The following is a 21,222-nucleotide window of genomic DNA, read 5'->3' on the forward strand; positions in this document are numbered from 1 at the left end:
ATCAGAGCTATGTATAGAGAAAAAGAAGCGCCTCCATAATCTTCGAAAAGACCATGGAGGCGCTATTTATTTATCTTTCGTTATCTATATCTGAAATTTCAGAAGAAACAAAATCAGATACCCAATGATTTCTTCACTGCTTCAATCTTTTCCATTGCAGCAGATTCGGCAGAAGCATAACAATTGCGGCAACCCATTTCACCCTGAACTTCCATATAGAACTTAATCTTCGGTTCTGTACCTGAAGGACGAACAGAAACTTTGCTACCGTCTTCAGTGAAATATTGAAGTACGTTAGATGGTTCCGGCATATCGATTGCAGTTACGTTACCTTTATCATCTGTCTGTTTCAGTGTCTTATAATCTTTGCTCAAGATCACTTTAGAGCCACCCAATTCTTTCGGAGGATTGGCACGGAAGTTCTCCATCATAGCTTTGATTTCTTCTGCACCACTCTTACCCGGTTTCACTACGTTTACAGTAAACTCTTTAGAGAATCCGTATTCTACGTAGATATCCAGCAACAACTGATACAAGGATTTTCCATTATCTTTTGCCCATGCAGCAACTTCAGCAATCAAACAGCAAGCTGATACGGCATCTTTATCGCGAACGAAATCTTCGGCAAGGAATCCGTAGCTTTCTTCACCGCCACCGATATATTTCTGTTTGCCTTCACGCAGACGGATTTCACGGGCAATCCATTTAAATCCGGTGTAGCAGTCAAGCATTTCGATATTGTTCTTATCTGCGATTTTCTTGATTAGTTCAGTTGTAACGATTGTCTTCACGCAGAACTCGCCACCTTTAATCTTACCCAGTTGTTTGTACTGTGTCAGAATATAATAAAGGTACATCATACAAGTCTGATTACCGTTAATCAGTACCCATTCGCCTTTATCATCCTTGCAAGCAATACCCACACGGTCAGCATCCGGGTCGGAAGCCATAACGAGGTCAGCATCAATTTCTTTGGCAAGGTTTACAGCCATAGAAAGAGCTTCCGCGTTTTCCGGGTTCGGAGATACGACAGTCGGGAAGTTACCGTCCTTAATCATCTGTTCGGGCACAGTAAATACGTTTTCGAATCCCCACATTTTCAATGCACGAGGAATCAACATCATACCTGTACCGTGGATCGGAGTATAGACAATCTTCATGTCTTTGTGACGGGCGATAGCTGCCGGATCAATAGAAACAGTTTTCACCATATCCAAATAAATCTTATCGATGTCTTCACCGATAATCTGAATCAAATCCGGATTTCCCTGGAATTTAATATCGGCAGCAGAAGCAATTGCATTCACTTCGTCGATGATACCTTTATCGTGTGGAGCCAATACCTGTGCACCATCGTCCCAATATGCCTTGTAACCGTTGTATTCTTTCGGATTGTGAGAAGCAGTCAGAATGATACCGCTCTGGCAACCGAGGTGACGGATGGCGAAAGACATTTCCGGTGTCGGACGCATGTCGTCAAACAGATATACTTTGATACCATTGGCAGAGAAAATATTAGCAGAAGTCTCCGCAAACAAACGGCTGTTGTTGCGGCAATCGTGACCTACTACTACAGAAATCTGCGGCAGGTCTTTGAAGTTCTTTTTCAGATAGTTGGAAAGTCCTTGAGTGGCAGCACCTACCGTATAGATATTCATACGATTGCTACCTACACCCATAATACCACGCAGACCACCAGTACCAAATTCAAGATCTTTGTAGAAAGCTTCAATTAGTTCGGTTTTATCATCGTTTTCCAACATACGCTTCACTTCAGCCTGGGTTTCAGCATCATAAGCCGGGGTTAGCCATTTTTCGGCTTTTTCAGTGACCTGTTTAATAAGTTCCTGATTTTCCATTTCGATTGTTATTTATTGGTTAATGAATTATTTATTATCAATTTCTTGAGCACACAAATGTAAAATAATAAGTTTATAATTCCTATTCTTTTAATTGAAATTTGAGAATTAAGAATTAAAAAGCGATATACTTAATACCTAATATCTCATACTTAATATCTATTCTTGTGGCACTTTATATCTGTCACCAGTCTGCTTGACATATTCCTGCAAGAATTCTTTCGGATATCCGGGACGCATCACTCCGGCAGGTTGTCCAATAGAATTACGCTCAAACTGACCGTCTTTAACACGTTTCACCACTCCATCATTGTACTTCACAATCAAGAATGTACCCAATTGTTTCCAAGTATCGAAAGTGCTCTGTGCGGTCATATTTGTATAGTTTGTCAGAAAGTCAACCGCTGCGTTCTTATCTTTTGCCAGCAGTTTGGCAGCCATTTCTTCAATGCCTTCCTGTGCATTGTTGAAAGTAGTTTCCATTTCTTTCTGCGCTTCCCGTACATCACCGATCATCAAATCATAACGCGGATAGACCATATTAGATACCCAGTTGAAAATCCAGAAAGCAGAATTCCAGGAGAAAGTAATATAATCGGCCCCATCTACACGGGTATAACATACCGGCACTTTAGTAGCACAACAATAAACCGGGGTAAATACAGCCATGTTCGCATCATCCACACCAAACCAAAGTACACCGCCTATCGGGTCCGGCTTATGAGCCCGCATTTGTGCAACAAATACAAACCCGCTTTGTTGAGTGGAAATCGGACGTTCGTTGAAATATTCCTGGCCATCTACCTTGAAGTTCAGAGGAGAAAGACGGTAAGGTGTCTTATAAGGTCCGGCTCCAAAATCATTGGAGATGTCAAGGGGCGTTCCTTCATAATGGTCGCGCATCATATCTTTCACATCTTGCACGGATAACTTATGTTTCGGTTTCACAAAAAGAGGCATCGGCGTATTGGTCTTTCCCTCAATGTAAGGAAGATAATCTTTTCCGTTATCCGTAAACTTATTAAAATAGCTCCACACACGAGCCTCACAGAAACGACGGGCACCAAAATCAAGAGGCGCATAGGCTAATGAGAAACTAAAGTCTTTGTTTACTCCATTAAAATATCCCTTCTCACGGGCAAAAGAAACGACATCCGGAGAGTACATACAGTTTTCCTTGTCGTTCATATCAAACTGGTGGATACGTGACTGGTTGGCATGGGCCGAAATACAATCATCGGGCACACGTACAGCTACCCAAACTGCTCCACGGATGCCGGGACCTTTACCAATCATTTCCATAATCCATATTTCGTTCGGATCGGCAATAGTAAAGGATTCTCCTTCGCTATAGTAGCCGTATTGCTGCACTAAGTCGGTCATGATCTTAATAGCTTCACGGGCAGTGCGCGAACGTTGCAAACCGATATAAATCAGACTTCCGTAATCGATAATCCCTGTAGAATCGGCCAATTCCGGACGTCCGCCGAAAGTTGTCTCACCAATGGTAACCTGATATTCATTCATATTACCGACTACATTGTAAGTCTGGCGTGCCTGCTCTATTTCTCCCAGATACTTGCCGGTATCCCATTCATAAACTTTCAGCATCGTACCTTTTGGATAGGTAGCAGCCGGATAATGATAAAGTTCTCCGAATAAGCCGTACGAGTCGGCAGAATAGGAAACAATCGTCGAGCCATCGGCAGACGCATTTTTTCCGACAATCAGGTTGGTGCAGGCGAAGGTGTTCGCCACAGCCGCCATCAATACGGCGGCACAAAGAATAATTCTTCTCTTCATAATAAATATATGATTCACTTTTAATAATTTACCAAATAAAGCTTTCACGGGCCACTGTTTCATTCCCACAATAGTCGGTCACTGTAAATTCAACAGTATGCTTGCCTCCCTTCTTTACGCGTTTGGGGTCCAACGTACATTCCCAGTATGATTTCACAATATTGGGACGTCCGAAAAGCGCATACTTTCCGTCAATCGTTCCACGATAGGAAGCAATTCCCGCGCCCTGATCTTTCAAACGATAGACAATTTTTCCGTTTCTTCCCCACTGATTCTTGTTGACAGGGATAATCTCCGGCGGGATGGTATCGATGGCAACAGTGTAAGTTCCCAACTCCCGGATAGATGCTTTCATGTATCCGTCTTCATACTTTCCGCCTACGCTGTACTTTCCTCCTTTGGGAGTTATGCGGGCCACATAATATTTCGTCGTATCGGCAATTGGTTTTCTACGCAACCCGATACACAGTTCACAAGCTGCATGCAGCGGAACCGCCTTATCATTCAGCTGATAAGTAAAAGCAACGGCACCACTATCCGCCTTCACCTGATAATTGAGGGGAACATCATCATACAACATTCCTTTCGGAACAACCAGGTTCAATCCCGGTTCTTGCAGATAATTAGTCTTATTCCAGGTAAAATAATATTTCTCCCGATGATTCAACGGTTCAATCGGCTGTTTCCGACCCCGTACGGTGAAACTATATTTGGAAGTGTTTCCGAAAGCATCTTTTAATGTATATAAGAACTGATAGTCCCGTTCCTCATCAATTGTCACCAAGCCACGGTTATCATTCGATGCTTTTAGCAGACGCAAAGTGTTGCCCGGATCAATGAAAGATTTCATATATTGCCCGTAAGTCCAGGAATTAATCATCCGGTTCTCTTCCTGCGAGAAACGATCTACGGTGCTACGAAATATTTCATTTCCATCTACCGTAAGCACAACTGAATAAACTCCATAATGGTTATTCACTCCATCCATGTAATCGTATGCTTTGATCCCCACACCTATCACTCCCCATGCTTCCACCGGACGCTCACTATTGGGAAGGATGGTTTTATTCTCTTGCTTTCCATCCACTACTCCTTTACCCAGTTGCGGAAAAAATAGAATGCCATCCGCTTTCGGAGCACGCGTATCTTTTATTTTCGATTGAAAGAAAGGCATAGGGTCAATATAATCTCCCGATTCCGTTTCAAATACATCCAGGTGAAGATGCGGACCGAACGAATATCCGGTATTTCCGCTCCATGCGATCTGCTGACCTCCTTTCACCGGATATTCTCCCGGTTCGGGAACAATCTCTACTTCCCAGCTTTCTTCTTCATATTGAAGTTTCTCCACCCTTTCGGCAATGGGAGAAACAAAACCACTCAAATGGCGGTTGATCGTTGAATAGCCATTGTGATAACAGACATCAAGTACATATCCCGAACCATTCGTGACGCGAATACGCGAAATATAGCCATCAGCGAGAGCACGAACGGGTTTACCGATAACTCCGCCTGTCTTAAAATCCAGTCCGCCGTGGAAGTGATTGGAGCGGATTTCTCCAAAGTTCCCACTCAATGTAAGAGGAAAGTCAAAAGGAGGTACAAAGGTTACTTGCTTCTTCTCTTGTCCATACCCTCCGATGCAGCAAGCCAGCATCAAAGCAGTGATATATCGTCTCATCATTCCGTTCACTTTTTTACTCCCGCAAATGTACACTATTCCCACTAAACTATGAAATATCCGAGGAGAATGATGACCGTAGATACTAGTTAATATTTCTTTTTAATGTTATATTCATTGCAAATTAGTAGTCATTATGTTATTTATATTAGTACTTTTGTAGCCGTTTTTTAATTATAATTAAAAGTTAGAAACTCAATGAGAATGTATGTAAAAGTAATGGCAGCGGTCATTGCATGTATATTGCTGAGTGGAGAAGCGCTCTCGGCATTTGCAACTACCCCCGCTACAGAAAATCTGAGTTGGTTTAAAAAGAAAAAGAAAAAACCAGAAGAGAAAGAAGAGAAGAGTAAAAGCGACTACGAGAAATTAGTGGAAGACAGTAAAACGACCAAAGGGATGTTTGCTGTACATCAAAAGAAGAATGATTATTATTTTGAAATTCCCACCTCACTTTTGGGACGTGACTTATTAGTTGTCAATAAGCTGCAACGAGTTCCTACCGAACTTAATGATGCGGGTGTAAACCGCGGAGTAAACTATGAAAACCAGATGGTTTGCATGGAATGGGACAAAGCGACGGGCAAACTAATGTTACGCCAACAACGTCCATTACCTCTGGCCCCCCAAACGGATGCTATCTTCCGTTCGGTAAAGGATAATTTTATCTCTCCGCTGATTGCCGCATTCAAGATCGAAGCAGTCAATGCAGATTCTACGGCATTAGTAATCAAGGTGAATGATATTTATGATGGTACGGAAACCAGTATCAATAACGTATTTACCAATATTAATCTGGGTACTTCGGCTATCAAGAATTTATCACGTATTCTATCCATCAAATCCTTTTCAAACAATGTCGTGGCAACTTCCGAGTTGACTACCCGGGTAACGGAAGGTACTACTACTGTTTATGTAACGGTGGAAGTTAGTTCTTCTATTCTCTTATTGCCCGAGAAGCCGATGATGGGACGATTCGACAATCAGAAGGTCGGTTATTTCACGAATCCGTTATTAAGTTTTAGTGATGCGCAGCAGCGTACGGATAAGACACAGTATATCACCCGCTGGCGTATGGAACCCAAACCGGAAGATCGGGAGGCTTATCTGAAAGGTCAGATGGTGGAACCTGCCAAACCGATTGTCTTCTACATTGATAATTCAACTCCTTACCAATGGCGTTCGTACATTAAGAAAGGTATCGAGGACTGGCAGATTGCCTTTGAAAAGGCTGGTTTCAAGAATGCGATTATCGCCAAAGAAATCACGGACAGTATGCATGTAGACATGGATGATGTCAATTACTCCGTACTGACTTATGCTGCTTCAGAAAAGAAAAATGCAATGGGACCTTCTCTGTTAGATCCCCGTTCCGGAGAAATCCTGGAAGCTGATATTATGTGGTGGCACAATGTGCTTTCTATGGTACGTGAATGGATTACTGTCCAGACCGGAACAGTGTGTCCGGAAGCACGTAATGTACAATTGCCTGATGCTTTGATGGGAGATGCCATTCGATTCGTCGCCTGTCATGAGGTAGGCCACTCTCTGGGACTCCGCCACAATATGATGGGTTCATGGGCTTTCCCGACAGATTCATTACGTTCCGAAGCATTCACTTCCAGAATGAACTCTACCGCTTCATCTATCATGGATTATGCACGATTCAATTATATCGCACAGCCTGGAGATGGCGTGAAAGTTCTTTCTCCGCATATCGGTCCATACGATATGTTCGCTATCGAATATGGATATCGTTGGTACGGAAAGAGTACTCCGGAAGAAGAAAAAGATATTTTATTCGATTTCTTGAGCAAACATACTGATCGGCTTTATAAATATAGTGAGGCACAGGACGTCCGCGATGCGGTAGATCCACGTGCACAGAACGAAGATTTAGGTGATGATCCGGTTCGCTCTTCTTTACTTGGCATTGAGAATCTTAAACGTATCGTTCCACAAATTCTTCAATGGACTACTACCGGTGAGAAGGGACAAACTTATGAAGAAGCATCTCGCCTCTACTACGCTGTAATCAACCAATGGAACAACTATTTATATCATGTCCTTGCCAATATTGGCGGTATCTACATTGAAAATACAATTGTAGGAGACGGCGTTAAAACTTACACATTCGTAGAGAAAGAGAAACAACAAGCTTCACTGAAATTTCTGATGGATGAAGTTTTGACATACCCTAAATGGCTGTTTGACACGGAAGTGGGGCAATATACTTATCTACTTCGCAATACTCCCATCGGAAAACAGGAGAATGCTCCTACACAAATCTTAAAGAACGCCCAAGCCTATATCCTTTGGGATTTACTTGGCAATACTCGTTTGATGCGTATGATAGAGAATGAATCTGTCAACGGAAAGAAGGCCTTTACAGTAGTGGAGCTTATGGACGGACTTCATAAGAATATTTTCGGTGTTACCGAACGCGGTGGCATCCCTAACGTTATGGAACGTTCTTTGCAGAAAAACTTCCTCGATGCATTACTTACAGCCGCTGCAGAACCGGAAGCTGTTAAAATCAACAAGAAGATCGCCAACGAACATTTCTTGCTTGACCACGCTACTCCTTTCTGTAGCTGTTACGCTGCCGAACAACGTGCACTTCGTCAGGAAGAGCGGATGGGGGCTCCACGTGTGCTCAATTTCTATGGCAGCCAGCTCAACCGTATTTCAGATGCTATTTCTGTGAAACGCGGTGAATTATTACGTATCAAGAAGTTGTTGCAGAACCGTCTCGGAACTTCCGATACTGCTGCACGCTATCATTATGAGGACATGATTCTGCGTATTAATACTGCTTTAGGAATCAAATAAAACCACTTATTACTTTAACTATCTACATTAATGAGAAAAAAATACTTGTGCATTCTTATATGCCTCTTTGCAAATGCGCTGGCCTTTGCCAGCGCTGCTAATCGTACAATCACCGGAGTCGTTATATCCGGTGAAGATAATGAACCTCTGATCGGTGCTTCCGTATATGTTAACGCAGATGACTTAAAAAAGGCCGGAGCATCACAGACTTCTCTAGGTACTATCACTGATATGGATGGTAAATTCTCCATTTCCATTCCGGAAAAGGTGACTAGGTTACATTGTAGTTATATAGGATTTGAAGAACAAGACATCGTTTTGCAAGCAGGAAAAGATACTTATCGTATTGTACTTCAAGCTTCTGCACACACATTGGGAGACGTCGTAGTAACCGGTTATCAAGAACTGGAACGTCGTAAACTGACTGCTGCCATTGCCAAAGTAGATGTAACAGATGGAATGGTAGGTGCTGCAAAAAGTATCGACCAGGCATTAGCGGGACAAATCGCCGGTGTGGCTGTAACGACAACTTCCGGTGCACCGGGAGCTCCAGCACGTATTCGTATTCGTGGCACGGCTTCACTGAATGGAACACAAGACCCGTTGTGGGTATTGGATGGGATACCTTTGGAAGGGACTGATATTCCAGAAATCAACAAAGATAACGATAATGACATCGTAAATATGTCACAATCTTCTATCGCAGGTTTAAGTCCAAACGACATTGAAAGCATTACGATATTAAAAGATGCAGCTGCTACTGCTATCTATGGTGCACGTGCTGCAAATGGCGTAATTGTGGTAACAACCAAAAGAGGAAAAACCGGAAAACCTGTTATTAACTTCAATACTAAATTGACTTATACTCCAAATCTCAATACTTCACGACTCAACTTACTAAACTCGGAAGAGAAAGTCGATTTGGAACTTCAATTGTTAAAAGAAGCACGGTTTGACATATTATGGGGATTAACAGATCCGATACCGGTATTTCCTGAAAAAGGAAAAGTTGCTGCTATCATGAAACAATATAACTTAATAGACATCTATAAAGAACAGGGGTGGAACGGACTGACACCTGAAGCCCAAAATGCTATAAACAAACTGAAAACAATCAATACAGACTGGAATGATATATTATTCAGAGATGCTTTCACGCAAGAATATAACTTTAGCATTTCCGGTGGTAGCGAAAAGGTTACTTATTACAACTCACTTGGTTATGTCAAAGAAAACGGAAATGTACCAGGTGTAAGCATGAGTCGTTTTAATCTGACCAGTAAAACGTCTTACCAAATCAACAAAATATTAAAAATTGGAATGTCTATTTTTGCCAACAGACGCAAGAATAACACATTTATGACTGATACTTACGGACTTATTAACCCTATATATTATTCACGTATCGCCAACCCTTACTTTGCTCCGTTTGACGAACAAGGAAACTACCTTTACGATTACGACGTAGTCAGAAGTAGTGAAACAGATGAAAAGCAAGGCTTTAATATATTCGAAGAACGAGCAAACACCAATAAAGAATCTGTCACCACAGCCATCAATTCTATCTTTGATGTTCAGCTACGTTTTAACGATCAGTGGAAAGTTTATTCACAGATTGGTGTGCAATGGGATCAATTGTCGCAAGAAGAATATGCCGGGATAAATTCATATAATATTAGGAATATACGTGAAACCAATAAATATTGGAAAAATGGTGTACAAACCTATCTTATACCAGAAGGAGGCATGCTTAAAACAACTAATAGTACAACCTCACAACTCACATGGAAAATACAAGGAGAATACAAAAACACATTTGGGGATATACATGACATACAAATAATGGCTGGTTCGGAAATTCGCAAAAACTGGGTAGACAACCAAGCCTCAACCGGATACGGATATGATCCCAAGAAACTAACATTCCAGAATCTCATATTTAAAGATGAAGCACAAGCCAATGATTGGAATATAAAAACTAAATCGTACAAGGAAAACGCTTTTGCTTCTTTCTTTGCCAATGGTTCATATACTTTAATGAATCGTTATACATTGGGAGGAAGTGTGCGCATGGATGGTTCTGATTTATTCGGAGTAGATAAGAAATACCGTTTCTTACCAATCTATTCGGTAAGCGGTTTGTGGCGTTTATCTAATGAATCGTTCATTAGACAATACAAATGGATTGATAATTTAGCTCTTCGCCTTTCTTATGGTTTACAAGGAAATATTGATAAGGGAACCTCTCCATTCCTAGTCGGGAAATATGATAATGTGAATATTTTACCTGGCTACAGTGAAGAAAATATTATTATCAATAGTGCTCCCAACAGTAAATTACGCTGGGAAAAAACAGCATCTTACAATTTAGGAATGGATTTTTCCGTACTCAATCAAGCCATTAATCTTAGTGTAGATTACTACTATAGAAAAGGAACAGACTTAATTGGTTCTAAAGCATTAGCTTTGGAAAATGGATTCACTAATATGTCTATAAACTGGGCTAGTATGGAAAATAAAGGTGTAGAAGTAAATCTGCAGACACGTAATATCACCACTAAAAACTTCTCTTGGTACACTACTTTCAACTTCGCATATAATCAAAATAAAGTACTAAAAGTACTTACAGATAAAAGCCAAGTGACTCCTAGTCTGGAAGGATATCCTGTAGGTGCAATCTTTGCCCTAAAAACAAAAGGTATAAATCCTGATACAGGGCAAATCTATCTTGAGAATAAAGAGGGCAAAGCTGTCACTGTGGAAGAATTATTTAGAATGACATCAAATGAAGACGGGCTTGGCACTTACCAAATAGGACCGAATAGCGAAGAACAAAGAGATTTCTACAGCTATGTCGGAACGTCAGACGCTCCCTATACGGGCGGTTTTCTAAATACGTTCAATTACCGCAATTGGGAACTGAACCTGAATTTTTCTTATAATTTTGGAGCACACGTAAAAACTACTCCAAGTTATAATGTGTCTGACTTAGATCCAGGACGCAATATGAATAGAGACATACTGGATAGATGGACACCAGAAAATAAAACAGGAAAATTCCCTGCATTAGCAACGTATAACTACAATCCGGCTGACTACTACTTGTTCAGTACTCGAAATGACATTTACAGATCACTGGACATCTGGGTAAAAAAACTAAGCTTTGTACGCTTACAAAATATTCGTCTTGCTTATCGGGTGCCATCCGAATGGCTGCATAAACTAAGTATCGGCGGAGCAACTGTAGGATTAGAGGCTCGTAACCTATTCGTTATCAGCTCTAATTATGATAATTATATGGATCCGGAGTCAATGGGCAACCTATACTCTACCCCAGTTCCCAAATCCATTACCTTCAATCTAAGTCTTAACTTTTAAAAAATATATTATGACAAAGAAAATATATTATATATTCACATTAATAGGAAGCCTGTTATTATCTTCTTGTGATAGTTATTTGGACATACAGCCAGTAGGCCAAGTAATTCCCAATACGCTAGCTGAATACAGAGCTTTATTCACAACAGCTTACAATACAGCACTCAATGACAGAGGAATATGCGAAATCAGAACAGATATCGCAACCATATTACAGTCTGATGCCACTTCCAAAAATTCTTTAGGAGATGTTGAAAAATGGAATGATGTTAATCCGAATGCAAGTACGAGACAATTTGGATGGGCGGCCTATTATACCAATATCTATTATGCCAACGCAATCATCGATAAAAAGGATGAAATATCAGAAGGAAGCCAAGAAGATATTAATCAATTAGTTGGAGAAGCTTACCTCATGAGAGCATATATGCACTTTATATTGGTCAACCTTTATGGACAACCTTATACAGCTGCCGGAGCATTAGAAACCAAAGCAGTTCCTCTCAAACTCAATACTGATTTAGAAGAAATACCATCACGAAACACTGTAAAAGAAATATATACCTCCATATTGTCTGATATAGAAACAGCAAGGAAACTGATTAATAAAAAAGAATGGGAAGTTCAATATTCATACCGTTTCTCAACATTGTCAGTAGATGCTATGGAATCACGGGTATATTTATACATGGGTGAATGGGGCAAATCTTATGAATCTTCGGAACGTGTACTAGCCGGAAAATCAACATTAGTGAACCTAAACGATGAAGGAGACAAACTTCCTAATGAATTTACATCTGTAGAAATGATCACTGCCTATGAAATTTTCCCGAATAGCGATTATGCCGGATCACTCTTACTATACCCTGCATTTTTACAAGAATATGAGGAAGGAAAAGATCTACGCCCAAACAAGTACTATCAAGCAAATAAAAATGGAGATTATACTTCTATCAAAAGTGGTGAATCTAGATTCAAATGTACTTTCCGCACTGGAGAGTTTTATTTAAATTCAGCAGAAGCTGCTGCACATTTAAACAAATTGCCTGAAGCACGTTCACGACTTCTAAAGTTAGTAGAGAATCGTTATACACCAGAAGGTTATGAACAAAAGAAGAATGAAATAAATGCGATGAGCCAAGAAAAGCTAATCACAGAAATTCTGAAAGAACGCGCTCGTGAGCTTGCTTTTGAAGGACATCGCTGGTTTGATTTACGCCGAACTACTCGACCAGAAATCAAAAAAGAAATAGAAGATGTGACCTACACACTTGTACAAGATGATTCCCGCTATACATTGCGTATTCCACAAGATGCAATTGATGCCAATCCTGGATTATTAAACTAATAACATATTACCATCTATACTCTCATAGATATCACTAAATAACAAACTATAAAAACTCTCTTTACCAAAAGCGTAAGGGGAGTTTTTTTATTCTGTCCACTAACTACTTTATATTTTATCTACACATCTCGTCCATCGCTAAATCTTTATCCCCAAAAGAATTGCCGATTAACAGAAAATCCATATCTTTGTAGCGACTTATTACGATTAATAACGTAGAAGCGTTTAGAATATTATCTCTATTCAGAATCTGGTAAATTCTTTAATTGGGGAGATAATGGCAACTAAGCGTTCACGTCTTTGTTATATGCAAGGGCGTGGACTCTGTTGTTCATTTCCCAATAGGTTTACCAGAGCCTTGAATAGAATGAACTAACGACGTCCACGCTTCTCTTGTATATATATGGTATCCGGACGCTTACCACACAAACAATAAAGAAAATGAGCAGCACTATTACAAAGTTCTTCGCTTCTTTTTTAGCTTATGGGGTAGCTAATAAGAAAAAGCGCTTCTCGGCCATTGGCCGTTTCTCTGAAGGATTGGCACCGGTTAAAGGAAAAATCCAATGGGGATACATTAATAAAGAATATGACATTGTCATTCCTCTAATGTATGAACGGGCTTTCTCGTTTAAAGAAGGATTAGGGATGGTAGTACTCAATTCTCAATACGGATTCATCGACCATACCGGACAAATACGGATTCCGTTTAAATACGCAGCCGCTCACTCGTTTGAGCAAGAATGTGCACGAGTATGTCAGGATGGATTATGGGGACTGATTGACAGACAAGGAAACTACATTCTTCCACCGACTTACAATCAAATAGAGCAATTCGCGGAAGGATTAGCCCTCGTCTCACTACACAACAAAGTTGGATTCATTAATAAGAAAGGAGAAGTTGTCATTCCGCTGGAATATGATAATGGATGCTCTTTTTCTGAAGGATTAGCTGCCGTTTGCATTGAAAGCCAGTCGTCCAAGTGGGGATACATAAACAAAGATAATGAAGAAGTACTTCCTTTTAAGTACGATATTGCAGAACCCTTTTATAACAACATAGCTCGAGTGGGTCTCTATGGAAAAAGCATGAAAATCAACAAGCAGGGCAGTGAATGTCTATAAAACAACCACTCTACGCATTTATTCATCTCAACACGCGAAGACATTCTGTTCTAAAACATCCCCTTACGAACAACAACGTAAGGGGATTTTTCGTACTTTCGAACATGTTAAATCTTTAATACGCAACATTATGATTATCGGAGTACCAAAGGAAATCAAAAACAATGAGAACCGTGTAGGCATGACACCTTCGGGAGTGGCTGAAGTGGTAAAACAAGGGCATCGGGTATTTATCCAACATACAGCGGGAATAAATAGCGGTTTTCCGGATGAAGCATATCAAGCTGTCGGCGCACATATCCTGCCAACAATAGAAGATATTTACGCTACTGCCGAGATGATCGTAAAGGTGAAAGAGCCGATAATCACTGAATATAACTTAATAAGAAAAGGACAGTTACTATTCACTTATTTCCATTTTGCTTCCGACAGGGAGTTAACCCTTGCCATGCTCTCCAACAAATCAATATGCCTGGCTTACGAAACTGTAGAAGAAGCAGACCATACACTACCTTTATTAATTCCGATGAGCGAAGTTGCCGGACGTATGTCTATTCAGGAAGGTGCCCGTTTCTTGGAAAAGCCGCAAGGTGGAAAAGGTATTCTTTTGGGAGGTGTACCAGGTGTTAAACCGGCTAAAGTATTAATTTTAGGTGGCGGAATCGTAGGTAGCAATGCTGCGCAAATGGCTGCGGGAATGGGGGCAGACGTCACTATCACAGATATAAATCTGGCACGTTTGCGCTATTTGAGTGAAACACTTCCTAAGAATGTAAAGACATTGTATGCATCCGAACTAAGAATCAGAAAAGAATTGCCGGATGTTGATTTAGTTGTCGGTTCCGTATTGATTCCCGGCGATAAAGCACCACATCTGATTACTAAAGAGATGCTTTCGATGATGCAACCCGGCACAGTATTAGTAGATGTAGCAATTGACCAGGGAGGATGCTTCGAGACTTCTCACCCAACCACCCACAGTGCACCGACCTATATTGTAGACGGAATCGTTCATTATGCAGTAGCTAATATCCCGGGAGCCGTACCTTATACTTCCACTCTTGCACTGACTAATGCTACCCTCCCCTACGTGATCGCTTTAGCAAATAAGGGATGGAAAAAAGCCTGCAAAGATAATCCGGCATTGGCTCTCGGACTGAATATTGTAGAAGGAAAAATCGTTTATAAAGCTGTAGCCGATGTATTTGGTTTGAAGCACGAACCTGTCAGCCTATAATAAATGGAAATTTAGCGGTTAAATGGGAATTTATCGGTTAAATGAGAATTTTGCAGTTAGGCTGAAAGCCTTACAATTATATATTTATTGGGGTGCCCTGAAAGGGCTTAATTAGTCGTCCCTTAAAAAGTACTCATCTGCGGGATATTGCAAGAAAACAGTGTCCCGCAGATTTTTTCAACAAGTAGCCAAAGAACCCTCATGGCTCTTTTGAAGTTGTACGCTGCTGCGGCTAAGAGCAGATTGACAACATCCCCGAACACACCTTTATAAAAGTTGCGTCCTAAACGAAAGTCTGATTTCAAATGCCCGATAGTCGGCTCTATTCCTGCACGCTTGCAGAATAGCTTATGTTTCTTCTTGCGTGTGTAATAACTGTCTTTCCTGTTTGGAACATCGGGTATCAGTATCCCGGTGCCGCCCACCTCTTTCTTTCCTCTGTACCCCCTGTCCCCGGCCAACTTCCTGATCTTCTTTCCGGTAATGCGTTCCACCTGCCTGAGGGATTCTTCAATGGTATGCCCGTCATATTCATTCCGGAAAGACTTGGCACCCAGTATGACACCGGTAATTGAGCGGACGATTGAAACCTTGTTGCCGAACTCGTATTTCTTATGTTCTTTCCCCTTGCTGATACACTGCACCTCCGGTTCATGCAGGGAATAGATTTTCCCGGGAGAATTGCGCTTCTGTGAAAGCACCCGCTCAAAGAGGTCGAGCAGGGAGTCGTAGCCGTGGTTTTCTTTCAGGTTGCGCCTCAGTTCCCTGACAAGCCTTCCCGCAATGGTGCGCAGCCGCTTGTCCGCTTTCAGGGCCTTGCCACGGTTCTTGGGGTGGTTACGGAAACGCTGGTCACGGTAGATCTTCTTGAGGACAAAGGTATAGCTCTGGCGCAAAGGAAGCCCTAAGGATTTTACGACAGACAACACTTTGCGGACTATCTTTTTATGCAACTTCGCATCCGTGGGATAAGTCACGTTCTTTTCCTGTACCGTGGAATCGATGAAGGCCGTGCAGTGATGGTCCGGGCCGTCGTCCTCCTGATTGACGCGGATACTTTCTGACAGAATCAGTTCCATGCCATTTTCTCCGACACGCTTACGGAAGTGTACCAGTTCGCTTGCATTGCAGGGATAGGAAGGCGTGAATTCCAACATACCGCAAAAGTACTGGTAATAAGCATTCTCGCTCCATTGTTCAACAACCGATTCATCGGACAGGTTACGCACGTGCTTAAGAATCAGAAGTCCGCACATCAGGCGGATGGGTTTGGCCGGACGACCGTTGACGGCACAGTATAGCGGGGAGAAAGCTTCTTCAAAACGGCGCCAGTCTATCTTATTGGCAAGCAGGTATAAGGGATGCCTGGGATTCAGCTGGTCTGTCAAAGAGCTGAACAAGGAGGGCTGAGGGGGGGCTTGTTTATCATAATAATCTGCAAGTTTTCAACCATAAAGATACAAAAACTTGCAGATATATCAAAGCAATTTATATATTAATATGTTGATTATTAGGCGTAAAAGCACATTCTAAGGGGCGACTAATTAGGGATATTCCTAAAATAATAAAATTTAAGGCAACTAATTCATTGCGAGTTAGTTGCCTTTTTTGTATCTTTAAGCATTCCCCCCAAAAAACGGTTTGACGGCCAAAACGGGGGTAATTAAAAATAAAAACACATGGTAAAGATACAAAAAATCTCAGAAATCGAACCTTGTTTAGGTTTTACCGAGTTCGATATGCTTAAAAAATATCGTCAAAGTTTTGCAACGAGTGAATTAGGTCGCCTCCATTCTCTGTTCCCTTTCTCGGAACTGGCCCGACAAATGCATTTGAAGTCCTCTCCTTTTGGGCGTAAAAGTTATTTTTCTCCCGAAGGTAAAATAGCCTTGATGGTCTTGAAGTCCTATACCAACTTTTCCGATGCACAACTGATTGAGCATTTAAACGGTAATATTCATTACCAGTTATTTTGTGGTGTTCAGATTGATCCGCTTCATCCACTAACCAATCCTAAAATCGTTAGTGCAATTCGTCAGGAACTAGCGGATCGCCTTGACGTTGAGTCCCTCCAGCTCATTCTTGCCGAGCATTGGACACCTTATCTTGAGAACCTTCATGTCTGTATGACCGATGCCACCTGTTATGAAAGTCATCTGCGTTTCCCTACTGATACCAAACTCTTATGGGAAGGTATTGTATGGCTTCATCGTCATCTGTGCAAACATTGCCAGACCTTGCACATACAACGTCCCCGTAACAAGTATCTTGATGTACGCCGTGCCTATCTTGCTTATAGCAAACTGCGTAAACGCAGGAAATCACAGACTCGTATGCTTACACGAAGGTTACTTCAGTTATTGGAAAAGTTACTTGACCAGCTGGAGCTGCTTCATTCATCCTACAGGAACAGGCTTACACTATCCTCTGATTACCAAAGACGTTTCTCGGTCATACAGACAGTCCTTGAGCAAGGGAAGAATTTATTTGCAGGCAAAAAAGTGTCCAACCGTATCGTGAGTATCGACCGGCATTACCTTCGCCCCATTATCAGAGGCAAGGAAACCAAATCCGTTGAATTCGGAGCCAAAGTCAACAATATACAGATAGACGGAATCTCCTTTATAGAACATATCTCCTTTAAGGCTTTTAACGAAGGAGTACGTTTGAAAGACTGTATTCATCTGCAACAACAACTGACCGGGGTTAGGGTTAAGGCGCTTGCGGCGGATTCAATCTATGCCAATAATGCCAACCGGAAATTTTGTACAAAATATCATATAAGTACTTCCTTTAAGCGTAAGGGCAGAGCTGCCAAAGATGAGCCGCTTCGGAAAATCTTACGGTCGGAACTCAGCCGTGAAAGAGCTACCCGCCTGGAAGGAAGTTTTGGAACGCAGAAACAACATTACTCACTGGCCAGGATAAAAGCTAGAAACAGGAAAACGGAAGTACTTTGGATTTTCTTTGGGATACATACAGCCAATGCGGTATGTATGATAGAAAAGGTCGAAAAGAAAAAAAGAAAGGCAGCATAATCTAACTAAAATAACAGGAAAAACAGGAGAGGTTTTAACTTCCCCTAAAAAAGACATGTACATAATGCATGGGTGGGAAGGAAAAAATAAGAATATGTAAACAATATTCTACAAAAAAGATAGAAGACTGGGAGAGTTGAACGAAAAAATCAAGAGAAAAGCTCACGTAAAGCAAAGCTTTTCTCTTGATTTTTTAGAAAGAGGAACATTTACTGAATATCCCTAATTATATAGCGTAGGGCAACGCCCTACGAAAAAAACACATCAGCCACAAGCCCTGAAAGGGCGGAACCGTATACAATTATGCCCTTTCAGGGCACCCCGCAAAATTATCATTTATCGTTCAAACAAATATTTTTTCTCCACAGCTTGCCGATAAGATTCAACCAATTCATTCATCACCTCTGCCACCGACTGTCGACGGGATATTATTGCCGAGACCTGACCTATTTCCAGTTCACCTCCTTCCAAGTCACCTTCGAAGATACCTTTCTTAGCACGTCCGCGTCCGAGCAAAGTTCTTAATTCCTCGGAAGTTGCACCACTATCTTCAGCCTTCTCCACCGCTTCACGAAAAGCATTTTTTACCAATCGTGTCGGAGCCAGCTTTTTCAACAACAACTTAGTATCCCCTTCACCGAGACTCAAACAATAATCTTTAAATACCGGACTCGCTGAACTTTCTTCAGTCAGCGCAAAACGTGTTCCTATTTGCACACCTTCCGCCCCCAACACCATAGCAGCCAGTATTCCTTCTCCTGTACCAATACCTCCCGCGGCTATCAAAGGCAATGTGGTAGCCTCATGCACAGCAGGAATCAAACAGAAAGTCGTTGTTTCCTCCCGTCCATTATGCCCTCCGGCTTCGAAACCTTCAGCTACTACTGCATCCACCCCGGCTTCTTCACATTTCATAGCAAAACGAGAAGATGAAACGACATGAACAACTGTTATTCCACGCTCCTTCAACCATCCGGTCCACGTTTTCGGATTTCCGGCAGAGGTAAAAACACTCTTCACTCCCTCTTCCACTACAATATTCATAATCTCTTCTATTTGGGGATACATCAAAGGGATATTCACTCCAAAGGGAAATTTTGTGGCCGCATTACATTTACGGATATGTTCACGTAAAGTGTCCGGATGCATAGAACCGGCGCCGATCAATCCCAATCCGCCGGCATTGCTCACGGCAGAAGCAAGACGCCAACCGCTACACCACACCATACCACCTTGAATAATAGGATATTGAATACCCAGAAGGGAAGTAATTCTATTCATAATTAATTATTTATCTATGTTTTAATATGCCAAAATACCAATGAAAACGACAGAGTTATATAACAATGCGCCAACATAACAATACACAAATATACTAATTATTCAATTACAAACACTCTCAAGTCAGTACATTACACATTGTTACATCAACACATCATTATAACGTCTTCAGCGTGCAATCTGTTCGATCGGTTTATTTATCAACACAGTTGTAGAATCTCCATAAGTTCTCAAAACCTCCAATGTGCGGGCGCGGTTATCTCTGCCTTTCTTATTCCAGAACTCTTTGGTAAAGACAGCCATCAGGTCAAGTCCGCCGACCGTTCCGCCATTGATATATACCCCACTTCCACCAAACAAGGGAATAGGTGCGTCCATCACTACCGTGTTCACCATCATTCCATTGGCACGTTCGCTCAACTGTCGGAAACGTACTCCACTCGCCTGTATCTCATCCAAAGATTTACGCACCCCTTTCGCCATCGGATTACGTGCCCAGTTCGAGTAGGATCTTTGATGGCGTATCTCATAGAAAGGATCTCCCCGCCAAGTGTTTTTATCAATCTTTATCTTCTTCTGATAGATAGGGTCCCAGTTATAACGGGTATTCGCTTTATATGGCATCAAACTCAACACCACTTTCGGTTTAGGCAATGCTTCAGGAAGCGATTCATCAGGCATCATCCAGCTTTTCTCCTCCGACATTCGGGGAGTACCAACCGCAGTTCCGAAATCAATCGACTTTACAGCATCCATATTCAAATGCAACTCCTGGTCACTCTCCAGCAATTTCTTCAAATGCAAAGAGTCTTGCGCCGTCCATACTTGCGAATATGCAAATAAAGCCGTCAGGCACAGTACCATCGTTGCAATAAACCGTTTCAATCTATCCATCCTCTATCCTCTTTCATTACCTGTTATTTTGGAGCACTTCATATACACTAATGCACATACTTTTCTCCCTTACGTTACCACCTATATTCTCCTACGAGAAGCGGTCTTTTGAGCGTAGTAATCCCCTGTCAGCAGCATAAGACTACTGATACAAACAAACGTTCCCACATGAATGTTTCCTATTTTTTACTTTCCGAAGGCTCCTCCTTTGTTACCACCAACGATAACCCGATCCACAAAGCGGCTCATCGTAGCACGGATCAATCGTCCATCTTGTTTTCGGATATTGGCGCTCTTCCCACCAACTACGATAACAAGCGGCTGCATCGAGCACCTCCTCATCAGTCAGGAAATAAATTGCTTCATAATTTTCAGCATTCGCCAATACCATTTTGCAACCTAATGACGGCGGTGTGCCCTGACGGATAGACTCAATCACCCAAAGCATACACTCGCCCAACCGAATTTTACCGTTGTTCATATTATAAACCGACGGAAAAGAAGGAATAATGGTCAGATCTTCTGCATATTTTAAAAGTTCGGGGATGTCCTCTTCCGTAAAATGAGGGACCTCCACCACCCCTTTATCATTCTTCATCTTGTACGTACCCGACTTCAATTGTTTCACAAAAAGGGCAACATCCGGATTGTTATAATCCATTTCTTCGCTGGTGCATCCTGTAAAAGATACGATCAGGCAAACAGCCATCCACAGCATTAGTAGTGTTTTTTTCATTTTCATAAGG

13 protein-coding genes are annotated in these 21,222 nt (G+C 41.6%); 6 read left to right on the top strand and 7 right to left on the bottom strand.

The window, feature by feature from the left end; translation table 11 throughout:
• Positions 1-113 precede the first annotated feature (113 nt).
• The 3 genes from INE92_RS10735 to INE92_RS10745 form a co-directional block, all read right to left on the bottom strand.
• Positions 114-1,859: a phospho-sugar mutase gene (locus tag INE92_RS10735; RefSeq protein ID WP_004300737.1), complete on the bottom strand. Its 1,746-nt coding sequence runs from the start codon at positions 1,857-1,859 to the stop codon at positions 114-116.
• A 159-nt stretch (positions 1,860-2,018) separates the two neighbouring features.
• Positions 2,019-3,662: a C69 family dipeptidase gene (locus INE92_RS10740; protein WP_032849015.1), complete on the bottom strand. Its 1,644-nt coding sequence runs from the start codon at positions 3,660-3,662 to the stop codon at positions 2,019-2,021.
• A gap of 28 nt (positions 3,663-3,690) precedes the next feature.
• Positions 3,691-5,343: a M23 family metallopeptidase gene (locus INE92_RS10745; RefSeq protein ID WP_008774697.1), complete on the bottom strand. Its 1,653-nt coding sequence runs from the start codon at positions 5,341-5,343 to the stop codon at positions 3,691-3,693.
• A 198-nt stretch (positions 5,344-5,541) separates the two neighbouring features.
• Between INE92_RS10745 and INE92_RS10750 the strand changes: the two genes are divergently transcribed.
• The 5 genes from INE92_RS10750 (at position 5,542) to ald (ending at position 15,263) form a co-directional block, all read left to right on the top strand.
• Positions 5,542-8,175, top strand: a complete 2,634-nt coding sequence (locus tag INE92_RS10750) for a zinc-dependent metalloprotease (protein WP_195436043.1) — start codon at positions 5,542-5,544, stop codon at positions 8,173-8,175.
• A gap of 30 nt (positions 8,176-8,205) precedes the next feature.
• Positions 8,206-11,553, top strand: coding sequence for a SusC/RagA family TonB-linked outer membrane protein (locus INE92_RS10755; protein WP_212702026.1), 3,348 nt, complete (start codon positions 8,206-8,208; stop codon positions 11,551-11,553).
• A gap of 10 nt (positions 11,554-11,563) precedes the next feature.
• Positions 11,564-12,901, top strand: a complete 1,338-nt coding sequence (locus INE92_RS10760; protein WP_015532980.1) for a RagB/SusD family nutrient uptake outer membrane protein — start codon at positions 11,564-11,566, stop codon at positions 12,899-12,901.
• A gap of 441 nt (positions 12,902-13,342) precedes the next feature.
• Positions 13,343-14,026: a WG repeat-containing protein gene (locus tag INE92_RS10765; protein ID WP_015532981.1), complete on the top strand. Its 684-nt coding sequence runs from the start codon at positions 13,343-13,345 to the stop codon at positions 14,024-14,026.
• A gap of 130 nt (positions 14,027-14,156) precedes the next feature.
• Positions 14,157-15,263, top strand: coding sequence for an alanine dehydrogenase (gene ald, locus INE92_RS10770; RefSeq protein WP_015532982.1), 1,107 nt, complete (start codon positions 14,157-14,159; stop codon positions 15,261-15,263).
• A gap of 122 nt (positions 15,264-15,385) precedes the next feature.
• Here the strand turns inward: ald and INE92_RS10775 are convergent, their stop codons facing one another.
• Positions 15,386-16,663, bottom strand: coding sequence for an IS5 family transposase (locus tag INE92_RS10775; protein ID WP_195436805.1), 1,278 nt, complete (start codon positions 16,661-16,663; stop codon positions 15,386-15,388).
• Between the two features lie 279 nt (positions 16,664-16,942).
• Between INE92_RS10775 and INE92_RS10780 the strand changes: the two genes are divergently transcribed.
• The gene (locus INE92_RS10780) at positions 16,943-18,301 is read left to right on the top strand and encodes a transposase (RefSeq protein WP_172725346.1); all 1,359 of its coding nucleotides are present in this window, start codon (positions 16,943-16,945) and stop codon (positions 18,299-18,301) included.
• Between the two features lie 336 nt (positions 18,302-18,637).
• Here the strand turns inward: INE92_RS10780 and INE92_RS10785 are convergent, their stop codons facing one another.
• From INE92_RS10785 to INE92_RS10795, 3 genes are all read right to left on the bottom strand, one after another.
• Positions 18,638-19,582: an NAD(P)H-dependent flavin oxidoreductase gene (locus INE92_RS10785; RefSeq protein ID WP_195436768.1), complete on the bottom strand. Its 945-nt coding sequence runs from the start codon at positions 19,580-19,582 to the stop codon at positions 18,638-18,640.
• Positions 19,583-19,750: 168 nt separating this feature from the next.
• Complete coding sequence (locus INE92_RS10790) at positions 19,751-20,476, bottom strand: DUF4858 domain-containing protein (protein WP_004314511.1); 726 nt, start codon at positions 20,474-20,476, stop codon at positions 19,751-19,753.
• A 211-nt stretch (positions 20,477-20,687) separates the two neighbouring features.
• Positions 20,688-21,212, bottom strand: coding sequence for a DUF4943 family protein (locus INE92_RS10795; protein WP_008644616.1), 525 nt, complete (start codon positions 21,210-21,212; stop codon positions 20,688-20,690).
• Between the last annotated feature and the right edge of the window lie 10 nt (positions 21,213-21,222).

Source organism: Bacteroides xylanisolvens (assembly GCF_018289135.1).
Taxonomy (GTDB): Bacteria; Bacteroidota; Bacteroidia; order Bacteroidales; family Bacteroidaceae; genus Bacteroides; species Bacteroides xylanisolvens.

Excerpts from the sequence above, each read along its gene's own strand:
- INE92_RS10735 (WP_004300737.1), bottom strand. The coding sequence starts at position 1,859 with ATGGAAAATCAGGAACTTATTAAACAGGTCACTGAAAAAGCCGAAAAA.
- INE92_RS10755 (WP_212702026.1), top strand. The coding sequence starts at position 8,206 with ATGAGAAAAAAATACTTGTGCATTCTTATATGCCTCTTTGCAAATGCG.
- INE92_RS10785 (WP_195436768.1), bottom strand. The coding sequence starts at position 19,582 with ATGAATAGAATTACTTCCCTTCTGGGTATTCAATATCCTATTATTCAA.
- INE92_RS10765 (WP_015532981.1), top strand. The coding sequence starts at position 13,343 with ATGAGCAGCACTATTACAAAGTTCTTCGCTTCTTTTTTAGCTTATGGG.
- INE92_RS10745 (WP_008774697.1), bottom strand. The coding sequence starts at position 5,343 with ATGAGACGATATATCACTGCTTTGATGCTGGCTTGCTGCATCGGAGGG.
- INE92_RS10760 (WP_015532980.1), top strand. The coding sequence starts at position 11,564 with ATGACAAAGAAAATATATTATATATTCACATTAATAGGAAGCCTGTTA.
- INE92_RS10790 (WP_004314511.1), bottom strand. The coding sequence starts at position 20,476 with ATGGATAGATTGAAACGGTTTATTGCAACGATGGTACTGTGCCTGACG.
- INE92_RS10740 (WP_032849015.1), bottom strand. The coding sequence starts at position 3,662 with ATGAAGAGAAGAATTATTCTTTGTGCCGCCGTATTGATGGCGGCTGTG.
- INE92_RS10795 (WP_008644616.1), bottom strand. The coding sequence starts at position 21,212 with ATGAAAAAAACACTACTAATGCTGTGGATGGCTGTTTGCCTGATCGTA.
- INE92_RS10780 (WP_172725346.1), top strand. The coding sequence starts at position 16,943 with ATGGTAAAGATACAAAAAATCTCAGAAATCGAACCTTGTTTAGGTTTT.
- INE92_RS10750 (WP_195436043.1), top strand. The coding sequence starts at position 5,542 with ATGAGAATGTATGTAAAAGTAATGGCAGCGGTCATTGCATGTATATTG.
- ald (WP_015532982.1), top strand. The coding sequence starts at position 14,157 with ATGATTATCGGAGTACCAAAGGAAATCAAAAACAATGAGAACCGTGTA.